Raw genomic sequence first — 26545 nt, 5'->3', positions numbered from 1 at the left:
CCCCCGGATCGATGCCCTACCCTGAACCGGGATGGGGACACGACTGGTCAAGTTCGCGGTGGCGCTCGCGGTGGCGCTCCTCCTCCTGGTGGTCGCCGCGCCGGGCTTCTTCGGCATCGCCGGGCAGACGCCCTTCGCGCAGCTCGTCTCGTTCCGCGCCGCCACGGCCGTCGCCGCGGTCGCCGGAGCCGTCGTGCTCGTCGTCGTCGCCGTGCTGGTCGAGCCGGTCCGCCGACTCGCCCTCGTGATCGCCGCCCTCGGCGTCGCGTTCGCGCTCGTCCTCGGCGGGCTGCAGGCCGTCCGGGGCGACGACGCCGCCCCGCCGCGCGCGCACCGCCTCGGTGATCTGCGCGTCCTGAGCTGGAACCTCCTGCACGACGGCGTGCCGGCCGAGACGATCGCGACCCTCGCCGCCGAGAACGCCGTCGACGCCCTGGCGCTGCTCGAGGTCTCCCCCGAGCGCGCTCAGGAGGTGTCCGACGCGCTCTCCGCCGCCGGCCGGCCGATGATCCTGCACCAGGTCCCCGGCGCCGATGCGAACGACGGCACCGCACTCCTCCTCGCTCCCACGCTCGGCGGCTACTCCGTCGACGCCGCCAGCACGCCGACCGCGACGAACGCCTCCCTCGTCGCCCGCCCCGACGGCCCCGGGCGCCCGGTGCTCGCCGCGGTGCACACCACCGCGCCGCTGCCCGCGCTGACGACCGAATGGCGCAGCGACCTCGCCCGGCTCGCGGATCTCTGCACCGCCGAGGACGACCTGGTGGTCCTGGGCGACCTCAACTCGACGCTCGATCACTGGTCGGCTCTCCCCGGCGACGCCGATCTCGGCGGCTGCACCGACGCGGGAGCACTCGCGAACGCCGCGGCCTCCGGCACCTGGCCGACGAGTCTCCCCTCGGGCCTGGCGGCGCCGATCGACCACGTGCTGTTCTCCGGGCGCTGGGACGTCTCGGGCTTCGAGGTCCTCACCGGTCAGGACGACGCCGGCAGCGACCACCGCCCGGTGCTCGCGCAGCTCTCGGTCCGCGGGATGGTCAAGGAGTCCTCCTGATCGGCGGGCCGACGTGATCACTCCTCCACAGGCCGCCGACTCCGGCGGGAGGAGGAGAATGGCGGGATGACGAACACGGATCAGCAGACGAGCACCGACAGCACGACGACCGATCACGCGAGCACCCCCTCGACCGCCGCCGCACCGGCGCCGCGCGCGACGACGAACCGCTCCACGACCCCCGGCTCCGACCGCTTCCGCGACTTCATCGCCTCCGGCTGGGCGGACCGCGACGAGCCCCTGCCCGCTCCGCGCGAGCAGGCCGCCTTCGCCGCGCGCCGTCGCGAGCGCCTCTCCGCCCTGCACACCGGCGTCCGGCTGGTCGTGCCCGCCGGCCGGCTCAAGCAGCGCGCCAACGACACCGACTACCCGTTCCGCGCGCACTCCGCCTTCACCTGGCTGACCGGCTGGGGCTCCGACTCGGAGCCGGGCGCCGTCCTCGTCCTCGAGCCCTCGGGCGACGGGCACACCGCGACCCTCTACTTCCGCGAGCGCGCCGGCCGCGACTCGGACGAGTTCTACGCGAACTCCGAGATCGGCGAGTTCTGGATCGGACCGCGCCCCTCCCTCGCCCAGGTCGCGAGCGATCTCGGGCTCGATGCGCGCGGCATCGACGAGCTCGACGCCGCCCTCGACGCGGGCGACGCCCCGGTCGCCGTCCTCCGCGAGGCCGACCCGCTCGTCACGGAGCGCCTCGGAAAGCGCTCCGCCGACGGCGCGGCCGACCGCGACACGGCGCTCGAGCGCGACCTCTCCGAGCTGCGCCTGATCAAGGACGCCTACGAGATCGCCGAGCTGCGAGCGGCCGTCGACGCGACGGCCCGCGGCTTCGAGGACGTGCTGGCGGACCTGCCCCGCATCGTCCGGCACGAGCGCGGCGAGCGCCTGATCGAGGGCGTCTTCAACGGCCGCGCCCGCGCCGACGGCAACGCGGTCGGCTACGACACGATCGCCGCGGCCGGCCCGCACGCCTGCATCCTGCACTGGACCCGCAACGACGGTCCGGTGCGCCCCGGCGACCTGGTGCTCCTCGACGCCGGCGTCGAGCAGGAGAGCTACTACACCGCGGACATCACCCGCACCTTCCCGGTCGACGGCCACTACACCGAGGCCCAGCGTCGCGTGCACGAGACCGTGCGCGAGGCCGCCGACGCCGCGTTCGCGATCGTGCGCCCCGGCATCCGCTTCCGCGAGGTGCACGCCGCCGCGATGGCCGTCATCGCGCGCCGCACCGCCGAGTGGGGCCTGCTGCCGGTGAGCGCCGAGGAGGCGCTCGAGGCCGACAACCAGCAGCACCGCCGCTACATGGTGCACGGCACCAGCCACCACCTCGGGCTCGACGTGCACGACTGCGCGAAGGCCCGCCGGGAGATGTACCTGGACGGGATCGTCGAGGCCGGAATGGTCTTCACCATCGAGCCCGGGCTCTACTTCCAGCCGGACGACCTGACCGTCCCCGCGGAGCTGCGCGGCATCGGCGTGCGGATCGAGGACGACGTGCTCGTGACGGAGGACGGCGCCGAGAACCTCTCGGCCGGCATCCCGCGCTCGGCGGACGACATCGAGGCGTGGCTGGCGCGACTGGCGCGCTGACCTCCCGCGGCGGGGTCGGCGCTCAGGCGGCGACGGCCGCGCCGGCGCTCTCGCGCGACACCGCGAGCGCCAGGCCCTCGAGCAGCGCGGCCAGCTGACCGGCCGGCGCCGCGGGGTCCTCCGGGTGCCACTGCACGCCGACGATCGGCGCCTCGAGGTGCTCGAGCGCCTCGACCACGCCGTCGTCGGCGCGGGCGACGACCCGCAGTCCGGGAGCGAGTGCATCGACGGCCTGGTGGTGCGCGCTCTGCACGGCCAGCGCCGCCGCGCCGAAGAGGCCGCCGAGGACCGAGTCGGCGGCGAGCAGCACGTCGTGGCGGTGCATGCGCTCGTGCGCCGGAGCCGCCGCGTTGACGTGCGCCGCGTCCGGTCCGAGGTCGGGGACGAGGGTGCCGCCGAGGGCGACGTTGACGATCTGGAGGCCGCGGCAGATGCCGAGCAGCGGCGTGCGGCGGGCGAGCGCGCGACGCACGAGCGCGATCTGCGCGGCGTCGGCCCGCTCGGCGTGCGGCCCCTCGCCGGGGTAGCCGCGCGGCACCCCGTAGCGCTCGGGCGCGATGTCCTCGCCGCCGGCCAGCACGATCGCGTCGGCGCTGAGGGTCTGCTCGAGGAGCCGTGCGGTGCCGAGGTCCTCCGCGGCGAAGCGCTCCGCCTGCCAGCCCAGCTCGCGGGCGAGGCTCAGGAGGCGGCCGTTCAGCAGCTGCACGTAGGCGTGGTACTCGTCGCGGCCGGGGCGCGCCGAGGCGACTTCGACGATGGCGAGCGTTCCGGGCATGACTCCATCCTGGGGACGGGCGCCCGGCGGGTCGAACGGCGGCGACACGGTCCGTAACACGTCGGCCGTACGATCGCGGGGTGACCTCGCAGCCCCCGACCCTCCCGGAGCGGCTGCAGCGCTCCCGGTCCGCCGTCTCCGTCCTCGCGGGCACCACCTCGGAGCGGCAGGTGCGGCCCCTCCGCGAGGCGATCGCCGCCGCCGCGGGCCGCGACGCCGCCGGAGCCGCCGCACTGCTCGACACCGCGGACGCGCTCGCGGAGCTGATCGACCGCGCCGAGACGCAGCTGAGCGCGCTGGAGCGCACCGTGCGCGACGACCTCGAGCGGGCCGGCACCCTCGCCGACGTGCGGACCACCGCCCAGCTCGCCTCCGCGGCCGACGTCGCGACCGCCTGCGCCGCCGCGAGCGCCCTGCTGCTGAGCGCCGACGACGCGCGCTCCTCCGAGACCCGGCACGACCCCTCCGCCGTGCTCGCCCTGCTGCTCGAGGCGGACGCGGCGCTCGACGCCGTGGTGGCGGGCTACCGCGATCCGCGGGCGCAGGCCCAGCGGCAGCTCCTGCTCGTCGAGGGGGCGCGCACCGTCGCCCTGCTCGGCGTCGAGGCGGTCGCGCTGCTCGTCGCGGTTCACGGCGAGCGGATCACGGCGGCGCCGCGGATCCTCGCGGAGGAGACGCGCGCGCAGCTGGCCGGTGCGCTGCGGATCGCGGCCACCGACCCCTCCGCCGCACTCGCGCAGGCCCGCGCGGCCGACGACCGCGCCCGCTCGGCCCTCGACGAGGCGCTCCTCGATCTCGACGGTCCCGCGGCACCCTCCGCGGAGCCGCTCGTCGCCGCGCCCGGAGAGCTGCCCGCGGCCTGACCCGGTGGGCCGCAGCTCGCGAGCCGGGCGCCCGCGGACCGCGTGCCATAGTGAGTCCCATGGCCTCCTTCCTCGTCGTCCCGCAGTGGCAGGGGTCGGCCTCGACGCGCGCGATGCGCCTCGTCGACGGTGCCGACGCGATCCGCGGCGATCTGCCCTCCTCCGCGACGATCGTGGTCGAGGTGCCGGCCGAGGCGGGCGACGCGCAGGACACCGGGGTGCGCCGCTACGCCTCCGTCGCCATGACGGCCGAGCGCGTCCGCGAGGCGCTGGCCGGCCGCTCGGGGCCGGTCGTCACGATCGGCGGCGACTGCGGAGTGGAGTTCGCGGCGATCGGGCACGCGGTGCGCACCTCCGCCGAGCCGGTCGCCCTGGTCTGGCTCGACGCGCATCCGGATGCGAGCACCCCGGAGACCTCGCCGAGCGGGGCGTTCTGCGGCATGGTGCTCTCCGCCGTCCTCGGCCGCGGGGTGGGCCTGCTCAGCGCGACCGCGGCCGACCGCGTGGCCGACGAGCGCGTCGTGCTCGCGGGCGTCCGCGCCGCCGATCCCGGCGAGCTCGAAGGACTGCTCGAGCGCGGAGCGGCGCGCCTCGACGTCGACGCGCTCGACCCCGAGGCGCTGGTCGCCGCCGTCGAGGCCACGGGTGCCGGCTCCGTCTACGTGCACATCGATCTCGACGTGCTCGATCCTGCCGAGCTCGCCGGTCTCTTCGACCCGGTGCCGTTCGGCGTGCCGGCCTCGCGGCTGGTCGAGTGCCTGGCGGCGCTGCGGGCGCGGTTCCCCCTCGCCGGCGCGGGTCTCACGTCGTTCGCGCCCTCCTCGCCCGCGGCGGCGGTCGACGACCTGCCGACGATCCTCCGCCTCGTCGGCGCGCTGGCCCGCGGCGTCTGACCGGCCGCACGCTCCGGCGCGCTCAGTCGACGGCCTGAGCGGCGACCCCCAATCCGCGTCCGGCCGCGACGCGGTGTCGGCGGCACCGGGCAAGATGGACGGACGCGACCCGAGCGGAGGAACGATGAGCGACGAGCGACGACGCGTGCGCACCGAACGGCGCGGCCACGTGCTCGAGATCGTGCTCGACCGGCCCGAGAAGCGCAACGCCGCCGACTTCGCACTGCTCACCGAGCTCGCCGCGGCCTACGGAGTGCTCGACCGCGATCCCGAGCTGCGGGCGGGCGTCGTCCTCGCCGAGGGCGCGCACTTCACCGCCGGCCTCGACCTGGCGGACATCGGCCCGCGCCTCGGCGGCGACGGCCTCGACTTCGTGCCCGAGGGCGGCCTCGACCCGTGGGCGATCCGCACCCGCCCGGTGTCGAAGCCCGTCGTGATCGGCCTGCAGGGCACCTGCCTCACCCTCGGCATCGAGCTGGCGCTCGCGAGCGACGTCGTCCTCGCCGAGGAGTCCGCTCGCTTCGGCCAGATCGAGGTCGCGCGCGGCATCCTCCCCTTCGGCGGCGCGACCCTGCGCTTCCCGCGCGCGGCCGGCTGGGGCGACGCCCTGCGCTGGATCCTCACCGGCGACGAGTTCGATGCGCGCGAGGCGCACCGCATCGGCCTCGTCCAGGAGGTGGTGCCCGACGGCGCCGTCGCCGAGGCGGCCCGCGCGCTCGCCGCCCGCATCGCGGCGCAGGCCCCGCTCGCCGTCCAGGCGGCGCTCGCGAACGCGCGGCTCGCCGTCGCCGCGTCCGACGCCGAGGCGGCCGCCGCACTGCCCGCCGAGCTCGCGCGCCTCGCCGCCTCCGACGACGCCCGGATCGGCATGGAGGCCTTCCTCGCCCGCAGCACCGCGGAGTTCACCGGCCGATGAGCGAGCAGAGCACCGCGCCGGACACCTCGGCCGTCGGCACCCCGGCGCCCGGGACGCCCGTGTCCTCCGCCCCCGTGTCCTCCACCCCCGCGTCCTCCCGCCCCTCGGCTCTCGAGGCGCAGCGCGAGCGCGCCGCACAGCAGCTCGAGGTCCGCCTCCGCTACGGCGACCAGGTCTGCGAGCTGCGCGAGGTCGACCACTTCGCCGTCTTCTCGAGCCGCTCGCGGGCCCGCCGCGCCGGCCGGGCGCTGGTCGCCTCGGGCTTCGAGATCGCGATCTCCCGGCTGCGCCTGCGGCTCGTGCTGGTCGCGAGCCACCACGCCGCGGTGGACGAGGAGGCGACCACCGCCTTCCTCCGCCAGGTGATCGACGCGGTCGAGCGCGAGGGCGGCCGCTACGACGGCTGGCGCGCCGAGATCGTGCCCGCGCACTGACGACTCCTCCGGGCCGCACGGCACCGGAGTCACGCACACCCGGGCGACCAGCCCTCGAGAACGAAGCCGGAGAGATCATGACCACGCCGAGCACCGACGCCGCAGCGACCGCACCCGCCCCCGCCGACACCTTCGATCTGATCGTGATCGGCGCCGGACCCGTCGGCGAGAACATCGCCGACCGCGCGGTGCAGGGCGGACTCACCGCCGCGATCGTCGAGAGCGAGCTCGTGGGCGGCGAGTGCTCCTACTGGGCCTGCATGCCGTCCAAGGCGCTGCTGCGCGCGCCGATGGCGCTGCGCGCCGCCCGCGATCTCCCCGGAGCGGCGCAGGCCGTCACCGGCGGCGTCGACGTCGCCGCGGTCCTCGCGCACCGCGACTCCGTCACCAGCGGCTTCGACGACCACGGCCAGGTGCAGTGGCTCGAAGGCGCCGGCATCGAGCTCGTCCGCGGCCACGGCCGCCTCAGCGGTGAGCGCGAGGTCAGCGTCACCGCCCCGGACGGCTCGGTCCGCGTCCTGCACGCCCGGAGCGCCGTCGCCGTCGCGACCGGCACCTCCGCCGTGGTCCCCGACGTCCCCGGTCTGCGCGCGGCCGCGCCCTGGACCAGCCGGGAGGCGACCAGCGCCGAGATCGTGCCGCCGCGGCTGATCGTCGTCGGCGGCGGCGTGGTCGCCTGCGAGATGGCCACCGCCTATGCGGGTCTCGGCTCCTCGGTGACCCTGCTCGCCCGCAGCGGCCTGCTCGCGCCGTTCGAGCCGTTCGCCGGCGAGCTCGTCGCCGACTCCCTCCGCGAGCTCGGCGTCGACGTCCGCCTCGGCGGCTCCCCCGCGTCGGTCGAGCGCCGCGCCGACGGAACCGTCGCCGTCACCCTCGAGGGCGGCGACGTCGTCGAGGGCGACGAGATCCTGGCCGCCACCGGCCGCGCTCCGCAGACCGGCGACATCGGCCTCGAGGTCGTCGGCCTCGAGCCGGGCGACCCGCTGCACGTCGACGACACGATGCTCGTCCTCGGCGAGGACGGCTCCCCCGTCGGCTCGGGCGCCCCGTGGCTCTACGGCGTCGGCGACGTCAACCACCGCGCACTGCTGACCCACCAGGGCAAGTACCAGGCCCGCGCCGCCGGCGACGTGATCGTCGCGCGCAGCACCGGCGCCGAGGTGAAGGACTCGCCGTGGGGCGCGCACGTCGCGACGGCCGACCACGAGGCCGTGCCGCAGGTCGTCTTCACCGACCCCGAGGTCGCCTCCGTCGGCCTCACCGCCGCCGCGGCCGAGAAGGCCGGCTACCGCATCCGCTCGGTCGACTACGAGATCGGCAGCGTCGCGGGCGCCTCGCTCGCCGCCGTGGGCTACCGGGGCACCGCGCGGATGGTCGTCGACGAGGACCGCCGGGTCGTCCTCGGCGTCACCTTCGTCGGCAAGGAGGTCGGCGAGCTCGTGCACTCCGCGACCGTCGCCGTCGTCGGCGAGGTGCCGCTGGCGCGCCTCTGGCACGCCGTGCCGTCGTACCCGACCATCAGCGAGGTCTGGCTGCGCCTGCTCGAGACCTACGGGCGCGACAGCGCGTGAGCGCCCTCCGGCGCGCCGTCGCCGCCGTCGCGCTCGACCCGGCGATCACCCGCCCCGGCTACCTCTTCGCCTGCGCGGTGGGGCTGGCCTGGGGCGCCCTCTGGAGCACCGGGCCGATCGAGCGTCGCGACGGGCTGGTCGTCTTCACCGGCCTGCCCGCGTGGGCGTTCGGCCGCGGCGGCTCCTGCGTCGGGATGAGCTACCTGACCGCCGACAACGTCTCCGACCGGGTGCTGGAGCACGAGGCCGTGCACAAGCGGCAGTGGCGCACCTACGGCATGTGGTTCCCGCTGCTGTACTTCGTCGCCGGGCGCGACCCGCTGCAGAACCGCTTCGAGATCGAGGCGGGCCTGGAGAAGGGCGGCTACATCCGTGGTCGCTGACCAGACGGGGCGCGTCGTGGTGCTCACCGGGGCGAGCTCCGGGATCGGGCGGGTCGCCGCCGGCGCGCTGGCGGCGGCCGGTGCGCGCGTCGCCGTCGTCGGACGGGACCCGGAGCGCACCCGCGCGGTCGCCGCGGAGATCGGCGGCGATCCGTTCGTCGCCGACTTCGACCGGCTCGACGACGTGCGCGCCCTCGCCGACGCCCTGCTCGCCCACTACGACGGCATCGACGTGCTCGCCAACAACGCCGGCGGGCTGGTCTCGCGCCGCGGTGAGACGGTGGACGGGCACGAGCGGACGATCCAGAGCAACCACCTGGCGCCGTTCCTGCTGACCCGGCTGCTGCTCCCCCGGCTGATCGAGAGGGGTCGCGAGCGTCCCGGGGTCCGGGTGCTCTCGACCGCGAGCGCGGCCAACCGCATCGGCCGGCTCTCGCTGGACGACCTCGACCGCCGGCACGGGCCGTGGCTGGGCGGCTGGCGCGCCTACGGCACCTCGAAGCTCGCCACGATCCTCTTCATCCGGGAGCTGGCGGAGCGGCTGCTGCCGACCGCCGTCGACGCCTACTCGTTCCACCCGGGCGTCGTCGCGACCGGCTTCGGAGCCGACTCGCGACTGATGTCGCTGCTCTCGCTGACCGGGTCGCCGGGCATCCCGGCGGAGGCCGGCGCCGTCCCGCTGATCACGCTGGCGTCCGAGCCCGACGTCGGCGCGGCGAGCGGCAGCTACTTCGACGGGCTGCGCCCGGGAGGCGCCGTGGCGAGCCAGGCCGGCGACCGCCAGCTCGGCCGCGAGCTGTGGACGCTCTCGAGCCGCCTCGTCGGAGTGCCCGCGGCGCTCTGAGCAGTGACGAGGGCGCGGCCCGGAGGCTCAGTTCGCCTCGGAGCGTCCCGTCCGCCAGTAGCCCATGAACGCGACGCGGGTGCGGTCGACCCCGAGCTCGGTGACGAGGCAGCGGCGGATCAGCTTGATCGCGCCCGCCTCGCCGGCGATCCAGGCGTAGAGTCCCGGGTCGGTCCGCTCCGCGGGCACCTCCCAGAGGATCTCGCTGTCGACGTCCACGTCGGACACCTCGACTCCGCGGTGGTGCGCGGTGAGGAACCGGGTCGCCCAGGCCCGGACGGAGTCGCCCAGGAGCGCGCCCGGCGCGTCCGCCGTGCGGACCAGCCAGTGCACGTCGACGCCGGCCGGGGAACGGAGGTCCAGGCGGTCCTCCGCGCTCGGCACCTCGAGGAACGCGGCGCCGGTCGCCGACGCGGGCAGGCTCTCGAGGATCGCGCTGATCGCGGGCACCGCGGTCTCGTCCCCCGCCATCAGGAGCGTCGTCGCGGCACCCGGGTGCCATTCCACACCGCCGCCGGCCAGCTCGGAGCGGGAGTCGGGCGCGATGATGACCACGCGTGCGCCGACCTCGGCCGACTCGACCCAGGCGGAGGCCGGACCGGTGTCGCCGTGCGCGACGAAGTCGACGTCGACCTCGGCGAGCTCGGGCCGGGTGGCGCGGATCGTGTAGGTGCGCAGCGGGTTCCGCAGCGCATCGGGCAGCTCGCGCCAGCGGGTGTACCACTCCGGAGCGAGCCCGTCGGGTCCGTCCGCGTCGGCGACCGAGCCCATGAAGTCGTCCGCGCTCGACGTCGGCGTGGGGACGACCAGCTTGATCCGCTGGTCCGGCCCGGTGCAGGCGACCGAGCCGAGGTCGTCGCCGGTGAGCGTGATCCGGATGAAGTGGGGGGCGATCCTCGTCGCACGGGCGACGGTCGCGAGGTACGGCCGGTAGGCCGGGCGGGCGGGGGCGTCGGTCAGCGGAGGCACCCGACCATTGTTGCAGAGAAGGTAAGCCTTACCTAATGCTGCTCGGGATGCCCGTGCGCGCTCAGCGCGCCGCGTGCTCGGCGGAGACCCGGAGGCGGGCCTCGACCTCCGCCGCGAGCTCGGCGACGATCGCGCCCTCTCCGCCGACCCACGCGCAGAAGTCGTGCCGGTCGTCCGCCCACGGGTAGTCGCGGTCGACGACGGACATCTCGCCCACCCAGGCGCGGACGGCGCGGTCGAGCGCGACCCCGTGGTCGCACGCGCGGCCGGTGCCGGGAGCGCCGGAGCGCTGCGAGCGGCCGAGCCAGGTGACGCAGACGCGGCCGGGCGCCGAGAGCGGCGGCAGGCCGCGGGCGTCGTCGACCTCGACGAAGACCTGCCCTCGGGCGTTAGCGGGGAGCGCGTCGAGGAGGCTCTGGATCCACGGCACGACGGTCTCGTCACCCGCGATCAGGAACTGCTTGACGTCGATCGGCTCCGAGCCGTCTCGTCCCTCGAACATGCACATCGGAAGTAAGTATAGGCATGCCTAACCTGAGGACCAAGGGCTCGCAGCCGACCGTTCGCCGGGTATCGCCCGGCACCGGTGGCGCCGTCACCACTGCGGCGGATGCCGCCGCTGCCAGCGCGCCCGCCGCTCCAGCTGCGCCCCGATCGACAGCAGCACCGCCTCGCCGCCGGGGCGCCCGATCAGCTGGATCCCCATCGGCAGGCCGTCCGCCGTCGTGCTCAGCGGCAGCGCGATCGCCGGCAGCCCGCTCACGTTCACGAACGAGGTGTACGGCGTGTACTGCACCTGCTGCTCGAAGTTCCGCTCCGGATCGTCGGCGTCGTACCAGCCGACCGGCCGCGGCGTCATCGTCATCGACGGGGTGAGGATCGCGTCGAACGGAGCGAACGCGGCGATCACCGCGCGCTCGTAGGCCGACAGCACGCCCGCCGCCTCGACGATGTCGCGGGCCGAGCGCCGGCGCCCCTCGCGCACCAGCCACTGAGTCAGGGGCTCGAGCCGATCGACGTCCGAGCCCTCGATCGGCAGCGTGGCGGCCCCGCTCTGCCAGAGCATCCGGAAGGCCGCGGGATAGGCGGCGGACGGCGGAAGCACCGCGTCGTCGAGCCCGTGGCCGAGCGCCGACAGCGCCGCGATCCCCTCGTCGAGCGCCGCCCGCGCCTGCGGAGCGAGCCCGATCTCGTACTCCTCGTCCCACGGCGAGGCGGTGAGCACGCCGATCTGGAACCGGCCCTCCCCGCGCACCGCGGCACCGAGGAACGAGCCCTCGCCGCCGCCGGGCGCGGTGAGCGCCGAGCGCTGCGGGATCACTCCGTTCCGCCGTTCCAGCATCCCCTCGAGCAGCAGCCCGGCGTCCGCCACGGAGCGCGTGAGCGTCCCGGCGACGACGAGGCCGCCGACCCCGCCCACTCCGGAGGACGCCGGCACCCGCCCGCGGGAGGGCTTCAGGCCGACGAGCCCGCAGGCGGCGGAGGGGATGCGGATCGATCCGCCGCCGTCGGAGCCCGGCGCGAAGGGCAGCAGACCGGCCGCGACCGCGACGGCCGCTCCTCCGCTCGAGCCGCCCGCGCCGAGCGCGGTGTCCCACGGGGTGACCGCCGGCGGACCGACCCGGCTCTCGGTGTAGGACGGCATGCCGAACTCGGGCGCCGCCGTCTTGCCGAGGCTGACCGCGCCGGCCGCGTCGAGCACCTCGACGATCTCGTCCGAGGCGTCGGGCACGAACGACTCGCGCAGCTGGGAGCCGAAGGTGGTGCGGACGCCGGCCCGGCGCCAGAGGTCCTTGTCGCCGCTCGGCAGCCCCCAGAGCAGCGCGGTGCGCGGGACGGCGTCGAGCGACGCCGCCCGGGCGCGCGCCGCCTCCGCCGTCACGGTGGTGAAGGCGCCGAGCTCGGCGTTCCAGCGCTCGAGGCGAGCGAGGTAGTGGTCGGCCAGCTCGAGCGGGGTGATCTCCCCGCGCTGCAGCCAGTCCCACTGCTCCTGGGCGCTGAGGTGGTGGAGTTCGAACATGGAACGACCCTATTCCGCTGCCCCGCGCCGCCAGGTGGCGGAGGGGCGGGCGGAACAGGGTCGTGGTCGCGATCACGCGGCGCGGCGGCCGATCTCGCGGACGCCGTCGTCGGCGCCGAAGCGGCCGCCCGGGGCGATCACCGTGTCGCGGTCGACCCGCGCGCCGGTCGCGACGACGGCCGAGCCGCCGATCCGCGAGTAGCTGCCGATGCGGGCACCGGGGCCGATGATGGCCTCCGGACCCACGTGCACGTTCGCGCCGATGAAGGCGCTGTGCCCGATCATCGCGTCGCGGTCGACCCAGCTGCCGGCGCCGATCCACGCCCGCTCCCCGACGTTCGCGCCGGGTTCGACGTAGGCGCCGGTCTCGACGTACGCCGACGCGGAGACGCGCGATCCCGGAGCGACCATGCCGCGTCCGTTCGCGTGACGGCGGTAGACGATCTCCTCGTCGCCGCCGCGCGCTCCCCGTCCCTTGCTCATTGCTGTTCCTGCCATCTGCCTCGAGCTCCTCCGAGCGATCCGATGGGCGGGGCACTCGGGCCCCACCCCGCTATGGAGGACAACAGCGTGGACGGCCGGGGCATTCCCCGTCCGGGGGGTGCTCAGTCGCGCTCCTCCACGGCGTCGGCCACGGCGGTGACGACCGAGCGGAACCGCTCGGGCGCCTCCCGGATCCGACGGCGGGCCAGCACGCCCGCGAGCGCGGAGGACGCGCCCGTCGCGACGATCTCGCACTCGACCCGGGCGCCGTCCTCGTCGGTCAGGACGCGCCACTGCTCGATCCCGGCGACGCCGAGCCGGCGCTCGAAGCCGTTGGCCGTGCGCGCGAACGCGGCGCCCTCGGCGGACGCGAGCACGTCGGCGAGCGCCGCGAGCACCGGAGTGGGCTCGGCGTGCAGGATCGAGGCCAGGGCGAGGAGGCTGCGCATCGCGGAAGTCTCCCACGCCTCCCCTCTTGCTGCACGCCTCCCCTCTTGCTGGTCGAGTAGCCCCGCAGGGGCGTATCGAGACCCGCCCTCGCCGGCACGTCCGGCGAAGGCGGACCTCGATGCCCCCCCCTGCACGGCCTGCTCGATCACCAGGACCCGCCTCAGGACCGCTCGTCCAGCACCCGCCGCAGCCAGTCGTAGGACGCCTTCGGCACCCGGTCCCGGCTGCGGGTGTCGAGCGCGACCAGGCCGTGCGGCCGGGTGTAGCCGTGCTGCCACTCGAAGGCGTCGACCAGCGTCCACAGCTGCACGGCGTCGAGCGGCAGCCCCTCGTGCACCGCCTCCGCGAGCGCGCCCAGGTGCGCGCCGAGCCAGCGGATCCGCTGGGTGTCGACGATCGCGCCCTGCCGGTCCGGCAGATCCGGATAGCTCGCGCCCAGCTCGGTGAGCACGAGCCGCGGCAGCGCCTCGCCGTAGCGCTCCACGAGACTCCGCAGCACCGAGACCGGCGCCCACGGTGCGAACGGCGACCCGTCGCCCGTGCGGTCGAGCTCCGGCCACGGCCGGTCGTGGAACGGGAACGCGGGCGGCGCACCCGGTCCGGTGGGCAGCGCCGGATCGGGACCGGCCGCGATCCGTCGCGGGGCGAGCGGGGCGACGCCGTAGAAGTCGAGCGGCGCGGCGATGCGGGCGAGGTCGACCGGATCGACGCCGGCGAGCGGCGCGAGGAACGGCGGCAGCTCCTCCGGCCCGGCCGGATACTCGCCGGTCAGCACGGCGTCCGCGACGAGCCGGTTCTGCAGCACGTCGGCGAGCGCTGCCCACGCGCCGTCCTGCTCCGACTCGGTCGCCGGCTCGACCACGGCCTGCGCGTCGACGAGGCCGATGCGGCCGGCGAGATCGGCCGAGCGCAGAGCCTCGACCGCGACGGCGTGCCCGAGCAGCTGGTGGTGCAGAGCCGGCAGCGCGCTGAAGAGCCGGCCCGCGCCGGGCGCCTGGTGCTTCAGCGCGTAGCCCTCGAGGAAGACGGTCGACGGCTGGTCGAGGGTGATCCAGTCGGCCACCCGGTCGCCGAGGCGCGAGCCGATCTCGAAGGCGACGTCGCCGAAGCGGAACGCCGTGTCCCGGTTCATCCAGCCGCCGCTGAGCGCCGACGGGGTGTCGCGGTGCTGCAGCGTGAGAGCGGTCCGGAGCCCGGCCTCGGCGGTCGCGTCGAGCAGCCGGTCGTAGAAGCCGAGCCCGCCGCGATCGATCGGCCCGCGCCCGTCGGGCTGGAGCCGGGTCCACGAGATCGACAGCCGCAGCTCGTCGACGCCGAGGTCCACCAGCAGCGCCAGGTCCTCGCGCCAGCGCAGCAGGAAGTCGGTGGCGAACTCGGGCGTCGCCTCCTCGGCGATCGTCCCGCGGCGCAGGGCGAAGTCGTCCCAGACCGAGCGGCCGCGACCGCCCGCCTCGAGCGAGCCCTCGGTCTGGAAGGCGCTCTGCGCGAGCCCGATCCGGAGCCCCGCCGGCAGCAGGCGCCCGAGCTCCCGTGGGTCGTCGAAGCGCGCGGACTCGGCGCGCACCTGCTGCCGATCGCGCCCGCGCGCTGCATCCTCGCTCATCGTTCCTCCGACTCGTCCATGGGTATATCCTCGCGGAAGCGCTCTCCCGCTCCGCGCATCGCTCCCCCGCGCGGAGGAGGGCGGTCCACCCGATGGTGTACATCGCGCAACGGAGGCGCGCCGCGCTTGACACTGTCCGTGCGCCCCCGTGCAATGGACGCACCGTGATTCCGAGTGTCGCCGCGTCTGTGCCGGGGGGTTCCGCGCCGGGGGGTCCGTCGGTCGATCCGACGAACCGCCTCCGCCGCTCCCTCCGTTCGTCGAGCCGCCGTCCGGCCGCTCTCCTGCTCGTGCTCCTCGTCGCGCTGGGCGCCGCCGCAGGGCTCACGGCGCCGGCCGCGCAGGCCGCCGCTCCCCTCACCATCACCTCCCCCGCCTCCGGCACCGTGCTCCCGAGCGGGGACGTCACCGCGACCGGCACCGGCACCGCGGGCGACGAGATCCAGATCGGCCTCACCGGCAGCTCCGACCCGCTGTGCATCACCCGCGTCGGCGCGGACGACACCTGGAGCTGCGCGCTCGATCTCGACGACGGCCGGATCCGGCTGACCGCGGTCGAGCTCCTCGCCGCCGGCGGCACCACCTCGGCCCGCGTCGAGATCGCCGTGCTCAGCGCCCCGGTGATCGAGTCGGTCGACGGCTCGGCGACCTCCGCCGGCTCGGTGAGCGGCACCGCCTACCCGGGCGCGAGCGTCGCGGTGACCTCCGACGGCGGCGCCTCCTGCCTGGCCACCGCCGACGGCGCCGGCCGCTGGTTCTGCCAGCTCGCTCCCACTCCGGCGCCTGGGAGCCACCGCGTCACCGCCACCCAGTCGGCGTCGTTCGCGGGGAGCACCGTCTCGCCCGCGAGCCCCGCCGTCACGCTGGTCGTCGACACCGCGCCGCCCGTCGCGCCGACCCTCGAGTCCCCCGCGGCCGGCGCCTCGCTGCCGCTGACCGGCGCGGTCTACTCCGGAGCGGCCACCGAGGGCGTCCGCGTCTACGTCTACGTCGACCTCGTCAATACCTGCGATGCGGCGATCACCGCCGGCCGCTGGAGCTGCACCGGCGGCACCGTGACCGCCGGGGCGCACCGGGTCTCGGCGATCGCGGGCGACGCTGCCGGCAACTACAGCTCGCGCAGCCCTTGGCTCGACGCGACCTTCGCGGCCGCGAGCACCACCACCCCCTCCGCCACGCCGACCGCGAGCACGCCGGGATCGAGCACGGCGACCCCGGGCAGCACGCCCACCACGGCACCCGGCTCGCCCAGCGCCCGACCGACGACGCCCGGCGCCACCGCGACGCCGACGCCAGCCCGTCCCGGCCAGTCCGCGCCCGAGGCCCGGCCGACCGAGGGCGCGACCGCCGCTCCGCTCCCCGGCGCCGCGCCGACCGACCCGCCGCAGGCGGCGCCCGCCCCCGACGGCGGCTCGGCGCCCGGCGGCTGGAGTGCCGCGACCGGCATGACCACCGCGCTCTCCTCCGGCGCGCCGATCGGCACGATGGCCGACTGGATGCGCTCACTCGCTCTCGCGGTCGCCTCCCTCGCCCTGCTCGTCGTCCCGGCCCGCCTCGCGGTCGCCGGCCGGGTGCCGCGCGAGGCGCGCACCTGGCGGCTGACCGGCCGCAACCGCGCGAGTGTCGAGTACGACGACCGGCCGGAGACGTCGCCGGTCTCGGCGCGCACCATGGTGGTCGGCATGATCGGCTGCGCCGCCGGCCTGGTGCTGCTCTCGGGCCGGGTGGACGGGCAGCCCGCCTACCTCCGCCTCCTGATCGCGGTGATCGTCGCGGTGGCGGTGGTCAACGCGGTCGCCGCCGGCGTCCCGGCCCTCGTCGGGCGCCGCCTCGGTCTGCCGGGCATCCGCGTGGTCGCCTCGCCCCGCGCGCTGCTGCTGGTGGCGGGCGCCGCGCTCCTCTCCCGCTTCACCGGCCTCGACCCGGCCTTCCTCTTCGGAGTCGTGATCGGGCTGGTCCTGCCCGAGGGCGCCTCGCCGATCGCCCGCGCCAAGCTGGCGACCGTGCGGGTGGTCTCGCTGCTCGGTCTCGCCGCCGTCGCCTGGGCGGCCTCGGTGGCCGTGCCGGCCGACGGCTCCTTCGCCGCCGTGCTCACCGCCGAGGTGCTGAGCGCCACGACGCTGCTCTCGGTCGGCTCGAGCGTCGTGCTGCTCTTCCCGGTCGGCCGGCCCGCGGGTCAGAGCATCCTGCGCTGGTCGCCCGTGCTGTGGCTGGGACTGACGCTGCTCGCGAGCACCGTGCTCTTCCTGCTGCTCACCCCGACGATCGCCGCCTGGTCGGCCGACGGCGGCGGCGGTCCGGCGCTGTTCGCGGTGGTCGCGTTCACCGCCGTCTGCACGTCGATCTGGGCCTGGCGCCGCTTCATCGACACCGAGCAGTAGCGGGGCAGGAGTCGGCGCCGAGCAGCGGCCGACGACCCGCTCAGCGGAGGAAGGCGAGCTCCCGCACGTCGTCGTCCGGCAGCACGTCCACCACCGCGCCGACCCGCATCTCGCCGAGGGTCGCGATGCCGTCGTAGACGCTGAGGAACGCGGTGTCCGCCGCGTCGCGTCCCGTAGCGATCCGCACGAGGCTCGAGCGGGGCGCGAGCGTGGTGGCGTCGACGACGCGCCAGGCGCCCTCGATCCACGCCTCGGCGACGGCGTGGAAGTCCATCGGCGCGAGTCCCGGCGCGTAGACCGCGACCAGGCGGGCCGGCACGTCGAGCGCGCGCAGCAGGGCCACGACGAGGTGGGCGAAGTCGCGGCAGACCCCGCGGCGGGCGAGCAGGGTCCGCTCCGCGCCGTCCGTGGGGAGGCTCGAGCCGGTGACGTAGGCGAGCCGCGTGCCGACCCAGGAGCTGACCGACGCGAGCAGCGCCGCGCCCTCCAGTCCGGCGAACTCGGCACGGGCGGTCGCCCAGAGGATGTCCGACTCGGCGTAGCGGCTCGGCCGCAGGTAGCGGAGGCGGTCGACCTCCTCGCCTGCCAGCGGCTCCAGCACGCCGTCCACGCTCGCCGCGTAGTCGACGACGAGCCGTCCGACGCCCGCCTCGAGCACGTGCAGGCGCGTGCCGTGCTGGTCGGGCACCTCGCGGGCGACGACCTCGCGGCCGTCGAGCGTGAGCGACAGCGTCTCCGGAGCGCCGTAGGCCGCGGCGACGGCGATCGAGAAGACGAGCGTCGCCGGGCGCGCGACGTCGAGGGTCAGCCGCGCCGAGACGTCGCGCTTCACGGCCGCTCCTGCTCTGCGGTGCCCTTCGGCGACGCGGCCGGCGCGGCGTCCGGCTCCTGGACCAGCTGGAGCCCGCCGGAGGAGTTCGCGGAGACCGTGAGCAGGTCGATCCAGGTGCGGTTGATCGACGGCACCCGGCCGCCGAAGTACTTGAAGAAGAGCGGCACCGACGGGTCGAGCCAGATGCTGGAGCGGCCCTCGCCGACCGCCGCGTCGTCGCGCCAGGAGAAGAAGAAGCTCTCCCGCCGCCGCAGCTTGTTCGCGATGACGATCTGGACGTGCGTGAGCGTGCGGTCGTCGAACTCGATCTCGACACCCGAGGCTCCGTAGAGCAGCTTCCCCATGGAGGCCTCCCGATCGCCCGTCGCCGGGCGGTGCATGACGGTGCCCGCGGGCACGAGACGAGGAGACGCCGGGAGGCGCCGCCGGGCCGCCCGCCCCCTGGCCGGCGGCGGTCGCGCTCCGGCCGGGCGAGGACCACCCGGCGACGACTCTATGCGAGCGCGGATGCCGATGCGGGGTCTTGACGGGACGGAGCCCCGAATGCCGCCGATCCGCGGAGTCCGGCTCCGTTCGCGCGACGGGCCGGACGCGTGCGCGGCGATGTCGGAGGTCGGACGTACGGTACCCGCATGATCGAATGCGGAAGCTGCGGAACCGATGCCGTCGTCCTCGACCGCTCCGGCGGAGACGACCCCGAGGAGGACCTGGTCGTCCTCTGCGCCGAGTGCGCCCCCGGCGAGATCACCGCGATGCTCGAGGCGGCGCTCCTCGACACGGCGCTCTCCGACACGGCGCTCTCCGACACAGCGGCGCCCGACGCAGCGGTGCTCGAGAGGTCGGCGCACGCCCGCGCCGCATAGTCGGTGCCCCCACTGGGACTCGAACCCAGACTGAGACGATTTTAAGTCGTCTGCCTCTGCCGATTGGGCTATGGGGGCGACCACCGGGCGGCGCGATCGCTCACGCCGCCCGACGGTGCTGTCGGGACGTCCCGACGGTCAGGACTTCGCGGGCTCGCCGCCGACGGGAACGGGCGCACCGGCCGGGCCGGGGGTGCCAGCGGGAGCCGAGACGGCGGCCGGAGCGGCCGGACGGGGACGCGACGCATAGGTCTCGAAGGAGCCGCGCGGGTACTCGCGGGCCTCGATCGAGGCGATGTCGCGGCCGAGCCAGAGGTTGTTCCACCAGCCCCAGACCACGCGGAACTTGCGCTCCCACGAGGGCATGGCGAGACCGTGGTAGCCGCGGTGCATGACCCAGGCCGGGAAGCCCTTGATCGCGATCTTGCCGGACTGGAAGACGCCGATGCCGATGCCGAGGCCGGCGACCGCTCCCGCGTTCTTGTGGAAGTAGTCCTTCGGCGCCTCGCCGCGGAGGACCGCGATGATGTTGGTCGCCATGAGCTTGCCCTGGCGGACGGCGTGCTGGGCGTTCGGCACGCAGAAGCCGCCGACGCCGCCACCGGTGAGGTCCGGCACGGCCGACACGTCGCCGGCGCCCCAGGCACCCTCGACGATGACGTCGTCGTGGCCGACGCGGAGGTCGGCGCGCACGCGCAGGCGGCCGCGCTCCTCGATCGGGAGGTCGGAGTTCTTGATCGACGGGTTCGCCATGACGCCGGCGGTCCAGATGATCAGGTCGGACTCGAAGCTCTCGCCGGTCGACAGCTCGATGACGCCGCCTTCGGCGGACTTGAGCTGCGTGTCGAGGTGCACGGTGGCACCGCGCTGGTCGAGGTTCTTCAGCACCCAGTGGCTCGTCTCGAGCGCGACCTCGGGCATGATGCGGCCCATCGCCTCGACGAGGTGGAACTTCGTCTCCTCGAAGTCGATCTCGGGGTAGCGCTTGAGCAGCGCGCTCGCGAAGGAGCGCAGCTCGGCGAAGACCTCGATGCCGGCGAAGCCGCCGCCGACGACGGTGACCGTCAGCAGGCGCGAGCGCTCGGGGCCGGCCGGGAGGGTCGCGGCCTTGTCGAAGTTGGTGAGGATGCGGTCGCGGATCGCGGTCGCCTCCTCGATCGTCTTGAGGCCGATCGCGTGGTCGGCGACGCCCGGGATTGGGAAGGTGCGCGAGACGGAGCCCGCGGTGACGACGATCTGGTCGTAGACGAACTCGTAGGGCTCGCCGACCGTGGGGGTGATCGTGGCGGTCTTGGACGCGTGGTCGATCTTGGTGACCTTCGCGGCGAGGATCGCGGTCTTCTTCAGGTGGCGGCGCAGCGAGACGATCGCGTGGCGCGGCTCGATGGAGCCGGCGGCGACCTCGGGGAGGAAGGGCAGGTACGCCATGTAGGGCAGCGGGTCGACGATCGTGACCTCGGCCTCGTTGGCGCGGAGGTACTTCTCCAGCTTCCACGCGGTGTAGAAGCCGGCGTAGCCGCCTCCGACGATCAGGATTTTGGGCACGGTGAACTCTCCAGAGGGATGGACAATGCGAACACCCTGCTTCTCGCGAAGTGCCCGCTCTCGATGCGGGTGGCAGCACTGACCCCGACTGGGAATCAGCCTAGCGAACCGCGCGTTGAATCGCGTCGACCCGCCGGGTCTCGGGGTCGGTCAGACGTCGAGCGGCCGGCACTCGCAGCGCTCGGGCGACCAGGCGGCACGGGCGAGCGCCAGGTCGCCGATCGGGTTGACTCCGGGGCCGGCGGCGAGCGCGTGGCCGGCGAGGGCGTGCAGGCACTTGACGCGCGTCGGCATCCCGCCGGAGGAGATGCCGGCGATCTCGGGGACGACGGCGACGCTCTCGCGGTCGGCGAGGAAGGCGCGGTGGGCCGCGGCGTACGCGTCGCGCAGCTCCTCGTCCTCGGCCAGGAGCTCGTTGTACTCGACCATGACCTGGGTCGCCTCGAGCTGCGAGATCGCGGCGGTGGCGGCGGGGTGGGTCAGGTAGTAGAAGGTCGGGAAGGGGGTGCCGTCGCTGAGGCGCGGGCTGGTCGAGACGACCGTGGGGTTGCCGCAGACGCAGCGCGCGCTGATGCCCACCACGTCGCGGGCGGGGCGCCCCAGCTGGGCGGAGACGACGGCGATGTCGCGCTCGGTGGGCGGATCGAAGGGGGGCGTGGTCACGGAGGACTCCAGGGGGCGCGGGGACCGGAGGGAACTCTCCAGTGTAGGCGGCGGCCGGGGCGGGGGCCGGGGTCAGGGAGTGGGCGTGAGCTCCGCCGTCGTCGGGTCGCCGAGGCCGGAGACGGCGATCGACGAGAGCAGCGAGCCCGCCCAGTCGGTGGGCGTCTTCTGCACCGAGTTCGACGCGGGCTGCGCGGCCTGCTGCGCGACCGCGATGTCGTCGAGGACGAGGTAGCTCACCTCCCCCGGCATCACGAAGTAGAGCCGCTCGCGCGCCTGGGCGCGGATGAAGGCGGGGTCGGACCAGCGCACGCGCTGCTCGTCCAGATTCTGCGACTGCGTCTTCGCCGCGTCGACGGAGCGCTGCAGCTCGGCGATCTCGGCCCGCTGCTCGACGAAGTTCTTCACGCTCGGCGCGAGGACGACGACGGCCAGGATCATGATGCCCATCACCAGCAGCGTGAAGCCGGAGCCGCGGACGCCCGCGACCCAGGCGGAGGACGGCGCGACCGGGGGCTGCTTCGCGCGGGGGGCGCGGGAGGACGTCCGGGCGGAGGAGCCGGGCTTCGTGCCCGCGCGCTTCGAGGCGGTCTTCGAGGAGCCGGTGGTCGAGGCCGGCTTCGACGACGCGGAGGCCTTCGAGCGTCCGGACGCGGACGTGGCAGGCGTCGAGGCCGGCGTCTCGGCGGCGGCCGGGCGGCGGGGCGCACTCCCGGGAGCGGAGGGCCGGCGGGGCGGTCGGGCCATGGGGGCTGCCTCCTCGATCAGTGGAGCGTCTGACGGTGGAACGGGAGCGGCCCCGGTGCCCGCACCGAGGTGCTGGGCTCCGGGGCCGCTCCGGCGGGGAGAGACTACGCGGTGAAGCGCGGGAAGGCGGAGCGACCCGCGTAGGTCGCGGCGCCTCCCAGGATCTCCTCGATGCGCAGCAGCTGGTTGTACTTCGCGACGCGGTCGGAGCGCGCGGGGGCACCCGTCTTGATCTGGCCGCCGTCCACCGCGACCGCGAGGTCGGCGATGGTGGTGTCCTCGGTCTCGCCGGAGCGGTGCGAGAGGATCGCGGTCATGCCGCTGCGCTGGGCCAGGGCCACGGCGTCGAGCGTCTCGGTGAGCGTGCCGATCTGGTTCACCTTGACCAGGATCGAGTTGCCGGCCTTCTCGGCGATGCCGCGGGCCAGGCGCACCGGGTTGGTGACGTAGAGGTCGTCGCCGACGAGCTGCACCTTGTCGCCGATCTCGGCGGTGAGGTGGGTCCAGCCGGCCCAGTCGTCCTCGTCCAGCGGGTCCTCGATCGAGACCAGCGGGTAGTTGGCGACGAGGTCGGCGTAGTACGCGGAGAGCTCCTCGGCCGAGAGCTTCTTGCCCTCGAAGGTGTACTTGCCGTCCTCGTAGAACTCGGAGGAGGCGACGTCGAGCGCGAGGCCGATGTCCTTGCCGGGGGTGAAGCCGGCGGCCTCGACGGCCTTGAGGATGAAGTCGAGCGCCTCGCGGTTGGTGGGGAGGTCGGGGGCGAAGCCGCCCTCGTCGCCCAGACCCGTGGCGAAGCCGGCCTTCTTCAGCTGCGCCTTGAGCGCGTGGTAGATCTCGACGCCCCAGCGCAGGCCCTCGGAGAAGGACTCGGCGCCCAGCGGGACGGCCATGAACTCCTGGATGTCGACGCCGGTGTCGGCGTGCGCGCCGCCGTTGATGATGTTCATCAGCGGGACGGGCAGGGTGTGCGCGTTCGGGCCGCCGACGTAGCGGAAGAGGTCGAGGTCGGCCGACTGCGCGGCGGCCTTGGCGACCGCGAGGCTGACGCCGAGGATCGCGTTCGCGCCCAGGCGCGACTTGTTCTCGGTGCCGTCGAGCTCGATCAGCTCGGCGTCGACGAGGCGCTGGTCGGTGGCGTCGAAGCCCTCGATGGCCGGGCCGATCTCGTCGATGACGGCGTCGACGGCCTTCTGCACGCCCTTGCCGAGGTAGCGCTCGGCGTCGCCGTCGCGCAGCTCGTAGGCCTCGAAGGCGCCGGTGGAGGCACCGGAGGGGACGGCCGCTCGCGAGGACGCGCCGTCCTCGAGCAGGACCTCGACCTCGACCGTGGGGTTGCCACGGGAGTCCAGAATTTCTCGGGCGACGACTGCCTCGATAAGGGCCACAACTATCTCCTCTTGACGGGTGGGCTCCCGGAGGGCGGGAGCGGTCGGGAAGGAGTCTACTGACCGCCCCGGAACGCCAGGCGTCCGCGAGGCGTCGGTAGACTCCACGGGCCCGAACGGCACTCGAGCCGCACCGCCCCCGCCCCACCGGAGGACCCCGTGACCAGCACCGCCGCCGCCCTCGTCGAGCGCCTCACCGAGGTCGTCCCCGACTTCCCGAAGCCCGGCATCCTCTTCCGCGACCTCACCCCGGTCTTCGGCGACGGCGAGGCGCTGCGCGCGGTCGCCGACGCGCTGATCGAGCCGTACCGCGGCCGGATCGACGCGATCGCCGGCGTCGAGGCGCGCGGCTTCCTCCTCGCCGCGGCCGCCGCCTACTCCGCGGGCCTGGGCGTCGTGACGATCCGGAAGCCCGGGAAGCTGCCGCGCGCCGTGCTGCGCGAGCAGGCGACGCTCGAGTACGGGAGCACGCAGCTCGAGGTGCACGAGGACGCGATGCCGAAGGGCTCCCGGCTGCTGCTCGTCGACGACGTGCTCGCCACCGGCGGCACCCTCGACGCGAGCTGCCGCCTGATCGAGCGCGCCGGCTGGTCCCTCGAGGGCATCGCCGTCGTGATGGAGCTCGACGGCCTCGGCGGCCGCGCCCTGCTGTCCCCGCGCCGCATCGACGCGATCGTCACCGTCTGACCCGTCGTCCCCTCTCGTTCCCGCGAGATGCCACTTGTGCACGCGACACGCCGTGGAAGGCGTGCACAAGTGGCATCTCGCGGGAGGGGGCAGTCGGGCGTCAGGAGAGGGAGAGGGACATCCGGGACAGGACGAACGTCTCGATGACCTGGACGACCATGTAGAGGATCAGCGAGACGCCGGTCACGATGACGACCGCCGACCAGATGTCGTCGAACCGCGCCTGATTGGTCCAGCCCGCGATGCCGCCGCCGATGCCGTCGCCGGTGGAGAGCCACTCGGCGAGCAGCGCGCCGGTGATCGCTCCGGGGACGGAGACGCGGATCGCGGCGAAGAGCGAGGGCAGCGCGCCGGGGATGGCGACCTTGCGGATCGCCGTAAGCGTGGATCCGCCGTAGACCGAGACGACGTCGAGCATCTGCGGCGACGCGTTGTTGAGCCCGAAGGCGATCGTGACCAGCGCCGGGAAGAGCACCACGATGCCGCCGACCACGGCGACGGACGCGACCGTGCCCTGACCGAAGACCAGGATGATCAGCGGCGTCATCGCGATCAGCGGCACCGAGCGCAGCAGCAGCGCGAACGGCATCAGCGCGTGCTCGATGCCCTTGGAGAGCCGGAACAGGATCGCGACTAGGATCGCGACGACGAGGCCGGCCGTGAAGCCGATGAGCGAGTCGACCATCGTGACGGCGAAGAGCCCGCCGAGCTCCGCGCGGTGCTCGGCCGCCGACTCGTCGGTGACGAGATGCGCCCAGACGTCCCAGGGGCCCTTGATGACGTAGGGCGAGACGCCGCTGAAGAGGATCACGCCGATCCAGATCACGAGGACGATGGCGATGGTCGACAGCGCGATCAGGAGGCTCTTGCGCAGGCTCTTCAGCGTGGCGCCGAGGGCCGCGCTGCGCAGCTGACGGCGGAGCTCGTCGACCGCGATGATCTGCGTCGGGCTCGACTGCTCGGTGCGGTCGGGGATCGTGGAGGTCATGTCATGCCCGCTTTCCGGAGGACCACGGGGCGATGAGGCGCCCGATCAGGCCGACGAGGCCGTAGCCGATCAGGGCCACCGCCGCGCAGAGGAGGAAGAGCGCCCAGACGCGCGGCGAGTTCAGCGAGACCTGCGCGGCGACCAGGATCGGGCCGACCCCGGTCTCGATCTTGCCGAAGTACTCCCCCAGGATCGCGCCGAGGAAGGCCGCGGGGACCGCGATCTGCAGCGCGGAGAGGATGTTCGGCAGCGCCGCGATCGCGCGGACCTTGCGGAGCTGGGTGAACTTGGTGCCGCCGTAGACGGTTACGACGTCGAGCGAGGCCTTGTCGGCCGCCTTGAGGCCGAGCAGGCTGCCGACCACGGTGGTGAAGAAGACCGAGAGCCCGGCGAGGAAGATCGCGGTGGCGCTCGGCTGCCCCGGCGCGTCGGAGCCGCCGAGGATGAGGAGCACGAGCGTCCCGATCGCGACGATCGGCACGCAGTAGGTGACGACCGCGAGCTGGGAGACGATGCCCTCCAGCCACGGCACGACCAGGACGAGGGCGGACAGCACCAGGGCGATCAGATTGCCCCAGAAGTAGCCGACCGCGGCCTCGCCGATCGTCACCGAGAAGTTGGCCCAGTAGAAGGCGGGCCCGTCCTCCGCGATCGTCTGCGCGACCTGGAAGGGCGTGGGGACCGGCGCGTAGGTCGTGCCGCCGGTGGGGGCGGTGACCAGGGCGATCAGCCACCAGACGGCGATGATGCCGACGATGCCGATCAGCCCCGACGCCCAGGCAGGCAGGGAGCGCGAGCGACGCTCGGTCGGCGGGACGGGAGCGGGGAGCAGCGTGGCCACGGGGCGCCTCAGTGGTCGTCGGCGGCCGCGCCGCCGTCGCCGAACAGCAGCTCGGACGCCTGGTCGACGTACGCGTGGAACTCGGGGGTGCGCTGCATCTCGGGGGTGCGCGGGCGGGGCAGGTCGATCTCGATGATCTCCTTGACCCGGCCGGGCCGGGGGCTCATCACGGCGACCTGGTCCGAGAGGAAGATCGCCTCCGAGATGCCGTGGGTGACGAGGAGGGTCGTGGCCGGCTTCTCGGTCCAGATGCGCAGCAGCTCGAGGTTGAGCTTCTGCCGCGTCATGTCGTCGAGCGCGCCGAACGGCTCGTCCAGCAGCAGCACCTCGGGCTTGAGGATGAGGCAGCGCGCGATCGAGACGCGCTGGCGCATGCCGCCGGAGAGCTGGGCCGGCTTGGCCTTCTCGAAGCCGCGCAGGCCCACCAGGTCGATCAACTCGTCGATGTAGGACTGGTCGACCGACTTGCCCGCGATCTCGAACGGGAGGCGGATGTTCGACATCACGCTGCGCCAGGGCAGGAGCGCGTGGTCCTGGAAGGCGATGCCGAGCTTGTTGTCGCGGCGCAGCTCCTTGGGCGTGCGGCCGTCCACCCGGATGGAGCCCGAGGTGGGCTCCTCCAGCCCCGCGAGGATGCGGAGGATGGTGGACTTGCCGCAGCCCGAGGGGCCGAGAAGCGCGAGGAAGCTGCCCTGGTCGGTGTGCAGATCGGTGTCCTGCAGCGCCGTGACGCTGCGAGAGCCCATCCGGAACGTCTTCGAC

The 26545-nt window shown here is 74.4% G+C and carries 28 protein-coding genes and 1 tRNA gene; 12 read left to right on the top strand and 17 right to left on the bottom strand.

What is annotated here, in order from left to right:
• Positions 1–31: 31 nt before the first annotated feature.
• Entirely contained in the window at positions 32–1054 is a 1023-nt protein-coding gene (locus GSU72_RS05775; protein ID WP_159984191.1) for an endonuclease/exonuclease/phosphatase family protein, read from the top strand.
• A 66-nt stretch (positions 1055–1120) separates the two neighbouring features.
• Positions 1121–2647, top strand: a complete 1527-nt coding sequence (locus tag GSU72_RS05770; RefSeq protein WP_159984190.1) for an aminopeptidase P family protein — start codon at positions 1121–1123, stop codon at positions 2645–2647.
• 22 nt (positions 2648–2669) lie between these two features.
• Here the strand turns inward: GSU72_RS05770 and GSU72_RS05765 are convergent, their stop codons facing one another.
• Complete coding sequence (locus GSU72_RS05765) at positions 2670–3422, bottom strand: gamma-glutamyl-gamma-aminobutyrate hydrolase family protein (protein WP_159984189.1); 753 nt, start codon at positions 3420–3422, stop codon at positions 2670–2672.
• Positions 3423–3502: 80 nt separating this feature from the next.
• Between GSU72_RS05765 and GSU72_RS21495 the strand changes: the two genes are divergently transcribed.
• From GSU72_RS21495 to GSU72_RS05730, 7 genes are all read left to right on the top strand, one after another.
• Positions 3503–4285, top strand: coding sequence for a hypothetical protein (locus tag GSU72_RS21495; RefSeq protein ID WP_159984188.1), 783 nt, complete (start codon positions 3503–3505; stop codon positions 4283–4285).
• On the top strand, positions 4282–5178 hold the full coding sequence (locus GSU72_RS21490) for an arginase family protein (protein WP_279631742.1): 897 nt from the start codon (positions 4282–4284) through the stop codon (positions 5176–5178). The genes GSU72_RS21495 and GSU72_RS21490 overlap by 4 nt, the downstream gene beginning before the upstream one ends.
• Before the next feature lie 124 nt (positions 5179–5302).
• Positions 5303–6094, top strand: a complete 792-nt coding sequence (locus GSU72_RS05750) for a crotonase/enoyl-CoA hydratase family protein (protein ID WP_159984186.1) — start codon at positions 5303–5305, stop codon at positions 6092–6094.
• The gene (locus GSU72_RS05745) at positions 6091–6528 is read left to right on the top strand and encodes a ribonuclease E inhibitor RraB (RefSeq protein ID WP_159984185.1); all 438 of its coding nucleotides are present in this window, start codon (positions 6091–6093) and stop codon (positions 6526–6528) included. The genes GSU72_RS05750 and GSU72_RS05745 overlap by 4 nt, the downstream gene beginning before the upstream one ends.
• Positions 6529–6605: 77 nt before the next feature.
• A complete protein-coding gene (locus GSU72_RS05740) occupies positions 6606–8099 on the top strand; it encodes an NAD(P)/FAD-dependent oxidoreductase (protein ID WP_159984184.1) in 1494 nt (497 codons plus the stop codon).
• The gene (locus GSU72_RS05735; protein WP_159984183.1) at positions 8096–8482 is read left to right on the top strand and encodes a Fe-S oxidoreductase; all 387 of its coding nucleotides are present in this window, start codon (positions 8096–8098) and stop codon (positions 8480–8482) included. Before GSU72_RS05740 ends, GSU72_RS05735 begins: the two co-directional genes overlap by 4 nt.
• Positions 8472–9326 carry an SDR family NAD(P)-dependent oxidoreductase gene (locus GSU72_RS05730; RefSeq protein WP_159984182.1) on the top strand — a complete coding sequence of 285 codons (855 nt, stop codon included), beginning with the start codon at positions 8472–8474 and terminating at the stop codon, positions 9324–9326. The genes GSU72_RS05735 and GSU72_RS05730 overlap by 11 nt, the downstream gene beginning before the upstream one ends.
• Before the next feature lie 27 nt (positions 9327–9353).
• On the opposite strand, the gene GSU72_RS05725 is transcribed toward GSU72_RS05730, so the two are convergent.
• From GSU72_RS05725 to GSU72_RS05700, 6 genes are all read right to left on the bottom strand, one after another.
• Positions 9354–10295, bottom strand: coding sequence for a siderophore-interacting protein (locus GSU72_RS05725; protein ID WP_244255996.1), 942 nt, complete (start codon positions 10293–10295; stop codon positions 9354–9356).
• 61 nt (positions 10296–10356) lie between these two features.
• Positions 10357–10797 (bottom strand): SIP domain-containing protein, encoded by a 441-nt coding sequence (locus GSU72_RS05720; RefSeq protein WP_208545157.1) that lies wholly within the window; start codon positions 10795–10797, stop codon positions 10357–10359.
• Positions 10798–10890: 93 nt separating this feature from the next.
• Complete coding sequence (locus tag GSU72_RS05715; RefSeq protein ID WP_159984180.1) at positions 10891–12315, bottom strand: amidase; 1425 nt, start codon at positions 12313–12315, stop codon at positions 10891–10893.
• A gap of 72 nt (positions 12316–12387) precedes the next feature.
• Entirely contained in the window at positions 12388–12798 is a 411-nt protein-coding gene (locus tag GSU72_RS05710) for a transferase (RefSeq protein ID WP_159984179.1), read from the bottom strand.
• 122 nt (positions 12799–12920) lie between these two features.
• The gene (locus GSU72_RS05705) at positions 12921–13247 is read right to left on the bottom strand and encodes a hypothetical protein (RefSeq protein WP_159984178.1); all 327 of its coding nucleotides are present in this window, start codon (positions 13245–13247) and stop codon (positions 12921–12923) included.
• Between the two features lie 161 nt (positions 13248–13408).
• Positions 13409–14851 carry a family 1 glycosylhydrolase gene (locus GSU72_RS05700; RefSeq protein ID WP_159984177.1) on the bottom strand — a complete coding sequence of 481 codons (1443 nt, stop codon included), beginning with the start codon at positions 14849–14851 and terminating at the stop codon, positions 13409–13411.
• 290 nt (positions 14852–15141) lie between these two features.
• Here GSU72_RS05700 and GSU72_RS05695 point away from each other — a divergent pair, with 290 nt between their 5' ends.
• Positions 15142–17232, top strand: coding sequence for a hypothetical protein (locus GSU72_RS05695; protein ID WP_159984176.1), 2091 nt, complete (start codon positions 15142–15144; stop codon positions 17230–17232).
• Between the two features lie 40 nt (positions 17233–17272).
• On the opposite strand, the gene GSU72_RS05690 is transcribed toward GSU72_RS05695, so the two are convergent.
• Both GSU72_RS05690 and GSU72_RS05685 read right to left on the bottom strand, forming a co-directional pair.
• Positions 17273–18064, bottom strand: a complete 792-nt coding sequence (locus tag GSU72_RS05690; RefSeq protein WP_159984175.1) for a transglutaminase family protein — start codon at positions 18062–18064, stop codon at positions 17273–17275.
• Positions 18061–18408 carry an ATP-dependent DNA ligase gene (locus tag GSU72_RS05685; RefSeq protein WP_159986673.1) on the bottom strand — a complete coding sequence of 116 codons (348 nt, stop codon included), beginning with the start codon at positions 18406–18408 and terminating at the stop codon, positions 18061–18063. The genes GSU72_RS05690 and GSU72_RS05685 overlap by 4 nt, the downstream gene beginning before the upstream one ends.
• Positions 18409–18696: 288 nt before the next feature.
• Here GSU72_RS05685 and GSU72_RS05680 point away from each other — a divergent pair, with 288 nt between their 5' ends.
• Positions 18697–18927: a hypothetical protein gene (locus tag GSU72_RS05680; protein WP_159984174.1), complete on the top strand. Its 231-nt coding sequence runs from the start codon at positions 18697–18699 to the stop codon at positions 18925–18927.
• Between the two features lie 4 nt (positions 18928–18931).
• Here the strand turns inward: GSU72_RS05680 and GSU72_RS05675 are convergent.
• From GSU72_RS05675 to eno, 5 genes are all read right to left on the bottom strand, one after another.
• Positions 18932–19005: transfer RNA gene (locus GSU72_RS05675), tRNA-Leu, on the bottom strand.
• Positions 19006–19065: 60 nt separating this feature from the next.
• Positions 19066–20472, bottom strand: coding sequence for an NAD(P)/FAD-dependent oxidoreductase (locus GSU72_RS05670; protein WP_159984173.1), 1407 nt, complete (start codon positions 20470–20472; stop codon positions 19066–19068).
• A 150-nt stretch (positions 20473–20622) separates the two neighbouring features.
• Positions 20623–21135: a DUF501 domain-containing protein gene (locus GSU72_RS05665; RefSeq protein WP_159984172.1), complete on the bottom strand. Its 513-nt coding sequence runs from the start codon at positions 21133–21135 to the stop codon at positions 20623–20625.
• Positions 21136–21207: 72 nt separating this feature from the next.
• The gene (locus GSU72_RS21485; protein ID WP_244255995.1) at positions 21208–21882 is read right to left on the bottom strand and encodes a septum formation initiator family protein; all 675 of its coding nucleotides are present in this window, start codon (positions 21880–21882) and stop codon (positions 21208–21210) included.
• A 104-nt stretch (positions 21883–21986) separates the two neighbouring features.
• Positions 21987–23267 (bottom strand): phosphopyruvate hydratase, encoded by a 1281-nt coding sequence (eno, locus tag GSU72_RS05655; RefSeq protein WP_123447613.1) that lies wholly within the window; start codon positions 23265–23267, stop codon positions 21987–21989.
• 159 nt (positions 23268–23426) lie between these two features.
• On the opposite strand from eno, the gene GSU72_RS05650 reads away from it, so the two are divergent.
• Positions 23427–23954 carry an adenine phosphoribosyltransferase gene (locus GSU72_RS05650; RefSeq protein ID WP_159984171.1) on the top strand — a complete coding sequence of 176 codons (528 nt, stop codon included), beginning with the start codon at positions 23427–23429 and terminating at the stop codon, positions 23952–23954.
• 100 nt (positions 23955–24054) lie between these two features.
• Here the strand turns inward: GSU72_RS05650 and GSU72_RS05645 are convergent, their stop codons facing one another.
• Genes GSU72_RS05645 through GSU72_RS05635 form a run of 3 tightly spaced genes read right to left on the bottom strand, consistent with a single transcriptional unit; the run spans position 24055 to position 26529 of the window.
• On the bottom strand, positions 24055–24942 hold the full coding sequence (locus GSU72_RS05645) for an ABC transporter permease subunit (protein WP_208545156.1): 888 nt from the start codon (positions 24940–24942) through the stop codon (positions 24055–24057).
• A 1-nt stretch (position 24943) separates the two neighbouring features.
• Positions 24944–25783 carry an ABC transporter permease subunit gene (locus GSU72_RS05640; protein ID WP_244255994.1) on the bottom strand — a complete coding sequence of 280 codons (840 nt, stop codon included), beginning with the start codon at positions 25781–25783 and terminating at the stop codon, positions 24944–24946.
• Between the two features lie 8 nt (positions 25784–25791).
• Complete coding sequence (locus GSU72_RS05635; RefSeq protein ID WP_123705595.1) at positions 25792–26529, bottom strand: ABC transporter ATP-binding protein; 738 nt, start codon at positions 26527–26529, stop codon at positions 25792–25794.
• Positions 26530–26545 lie beyond the last annotated feature (16 nt).

This window comes from Rathayibacter sp. VKM Ac-2760 (assembly GCF_009834185.1).
Taxonomy (GTDB): Bacteria; Actinomycetota; Actinomycetes; order Actinomycetales; family Microbacteriaceae; genus Rathayibacter.
The sequence above is the reverse complement of the archived record's forward strand: the minus strand, read 5'-3'. Positions and strand labels throughout refer to the sequence as shown.

What these genes read in the sequence shown, in the direction of transcription:
- GSU72_RS05700 (WP_159984177.1), bottom strand. Translation starts at nt 14,851, where the DNA reads ATGAGCGAGGATGCAGCGCGCGGGCGCGATCGGCAGCAGGTGCGCGCC.
- GSU72_RS05635 (WP_123705595.1), bottom strand. Translation starts at nt 26,529, where the DNA reads ATGGGCTCTCGCAGCGTCACGGCGCTGCAGGACACCGATCTGCACACC.
- GSU72_RS05645 (WP_208545156.1), bottom strand. Translation starts at nt 24,942, where the DNA reads ATGACCTCCACGATCCCCGACCGCACCGAGCAGTCGAGCCCGACGCAG.
- GSU72_RS05720 (WP_208545157.1), bottom strand. Translation starts at nt 10,797, where the DNA reads ATGTTCGAGGGACGAGACGGCTCGGAGCCGATCGACGTCAAGCAGTTC.
- GSU72_RS05680 (WP_159984174.1), top strand. Translation starts at nt 18,697, where the DNA reads ATGATCGAATGCGGAAGCTGCGGAACCGATGCCGTCGTCCTCGACCGC.
- GSU72_RS05765 (WP_159984189.1), bottom strand. Translation starts at nt 3,422, where the DNA reads ATGCCCGGAACGCTCGCCATCGTCGAAGTCGCCTCGGCGCGCCCCGGC.
- GSU72_RS05750 (WP_159984186.1), top strand. Translation starts at nt 5,303, where the DNA reads ATGAGCGACGAGCGACGACGCGTGCGCACCGAACGGCGCGGCCACGTG.
- GSU72_RS05705 (WP_159984178.1), bottom strand. Translation starts at nt 13,247, where the DNA reads ATGCGCAGCCTCCTCGCCCTGGCCTCGATCCTGCACGCCGAGCCCACT.
- GSU72_RS05740 (WP_159984184.1), top strand. Translation starts at nt 6,606, where the DNA reads ATGACCACGCCGAGCACCGACGCCGCAGCGACCGCACCCGCCCCCGCC.
- GSU72_RS05710 (WP_159984179.1), bottom strand. Translation starts at nt 12,798, where the DNA reads ATGAGCAAGGGACGGGGAGCGCGCGGCGGCGACGAGGAGATCGTCTAC.
- GSU72_RS05770 (WP_159984190.1), top strand. Translation starts at nt 1,121, where the DNA reads ATGACGAACACGGATCAGCAGACGAGCACCGACAGCACGACGACCGAT.
- GSU72_RS05715 (WP_159984180.1), bottom strand. Translation starts at nt 12,315, where the DNA reads ATGTTCGAACTCCACCACCTCAGCGCCCAGGAGCAGTGGGACTGGCTG.
- GSU72_RS05745 (WP_159984185.1), top strand. Translation starts at nt 6,091, where the DNA reads ATGAGCGAGCAGAGCACCGCGCCGGACACCTCGGCCGTCGGCACCCCG.
- GSU72_RS21485 (WP_244255995.1), bottom strand. Translation starts at nt 21,882, where the DNA reads ATGGCCCGACCGCCCCGCCGGCCCTCCGCTCCCGGGAGTGCGCCCCGC.
- GSU72_RS05685 (WP_159986673.1), bottom strand. Translation starts at nt 18,408, where the DNA reads ATGGGGAAGCTGCTCTACGGAGCCTCGGGTGTCGAGATCGAGTTCGAC.
- GSU72_RS05775 (WP_159984191.1), top strand. Translation starts at nt 32, where the DNA reads ATGGGGACACGACTGGTCAAGTTCGCGGTGGCGCTCGCGGTGGCGCTC.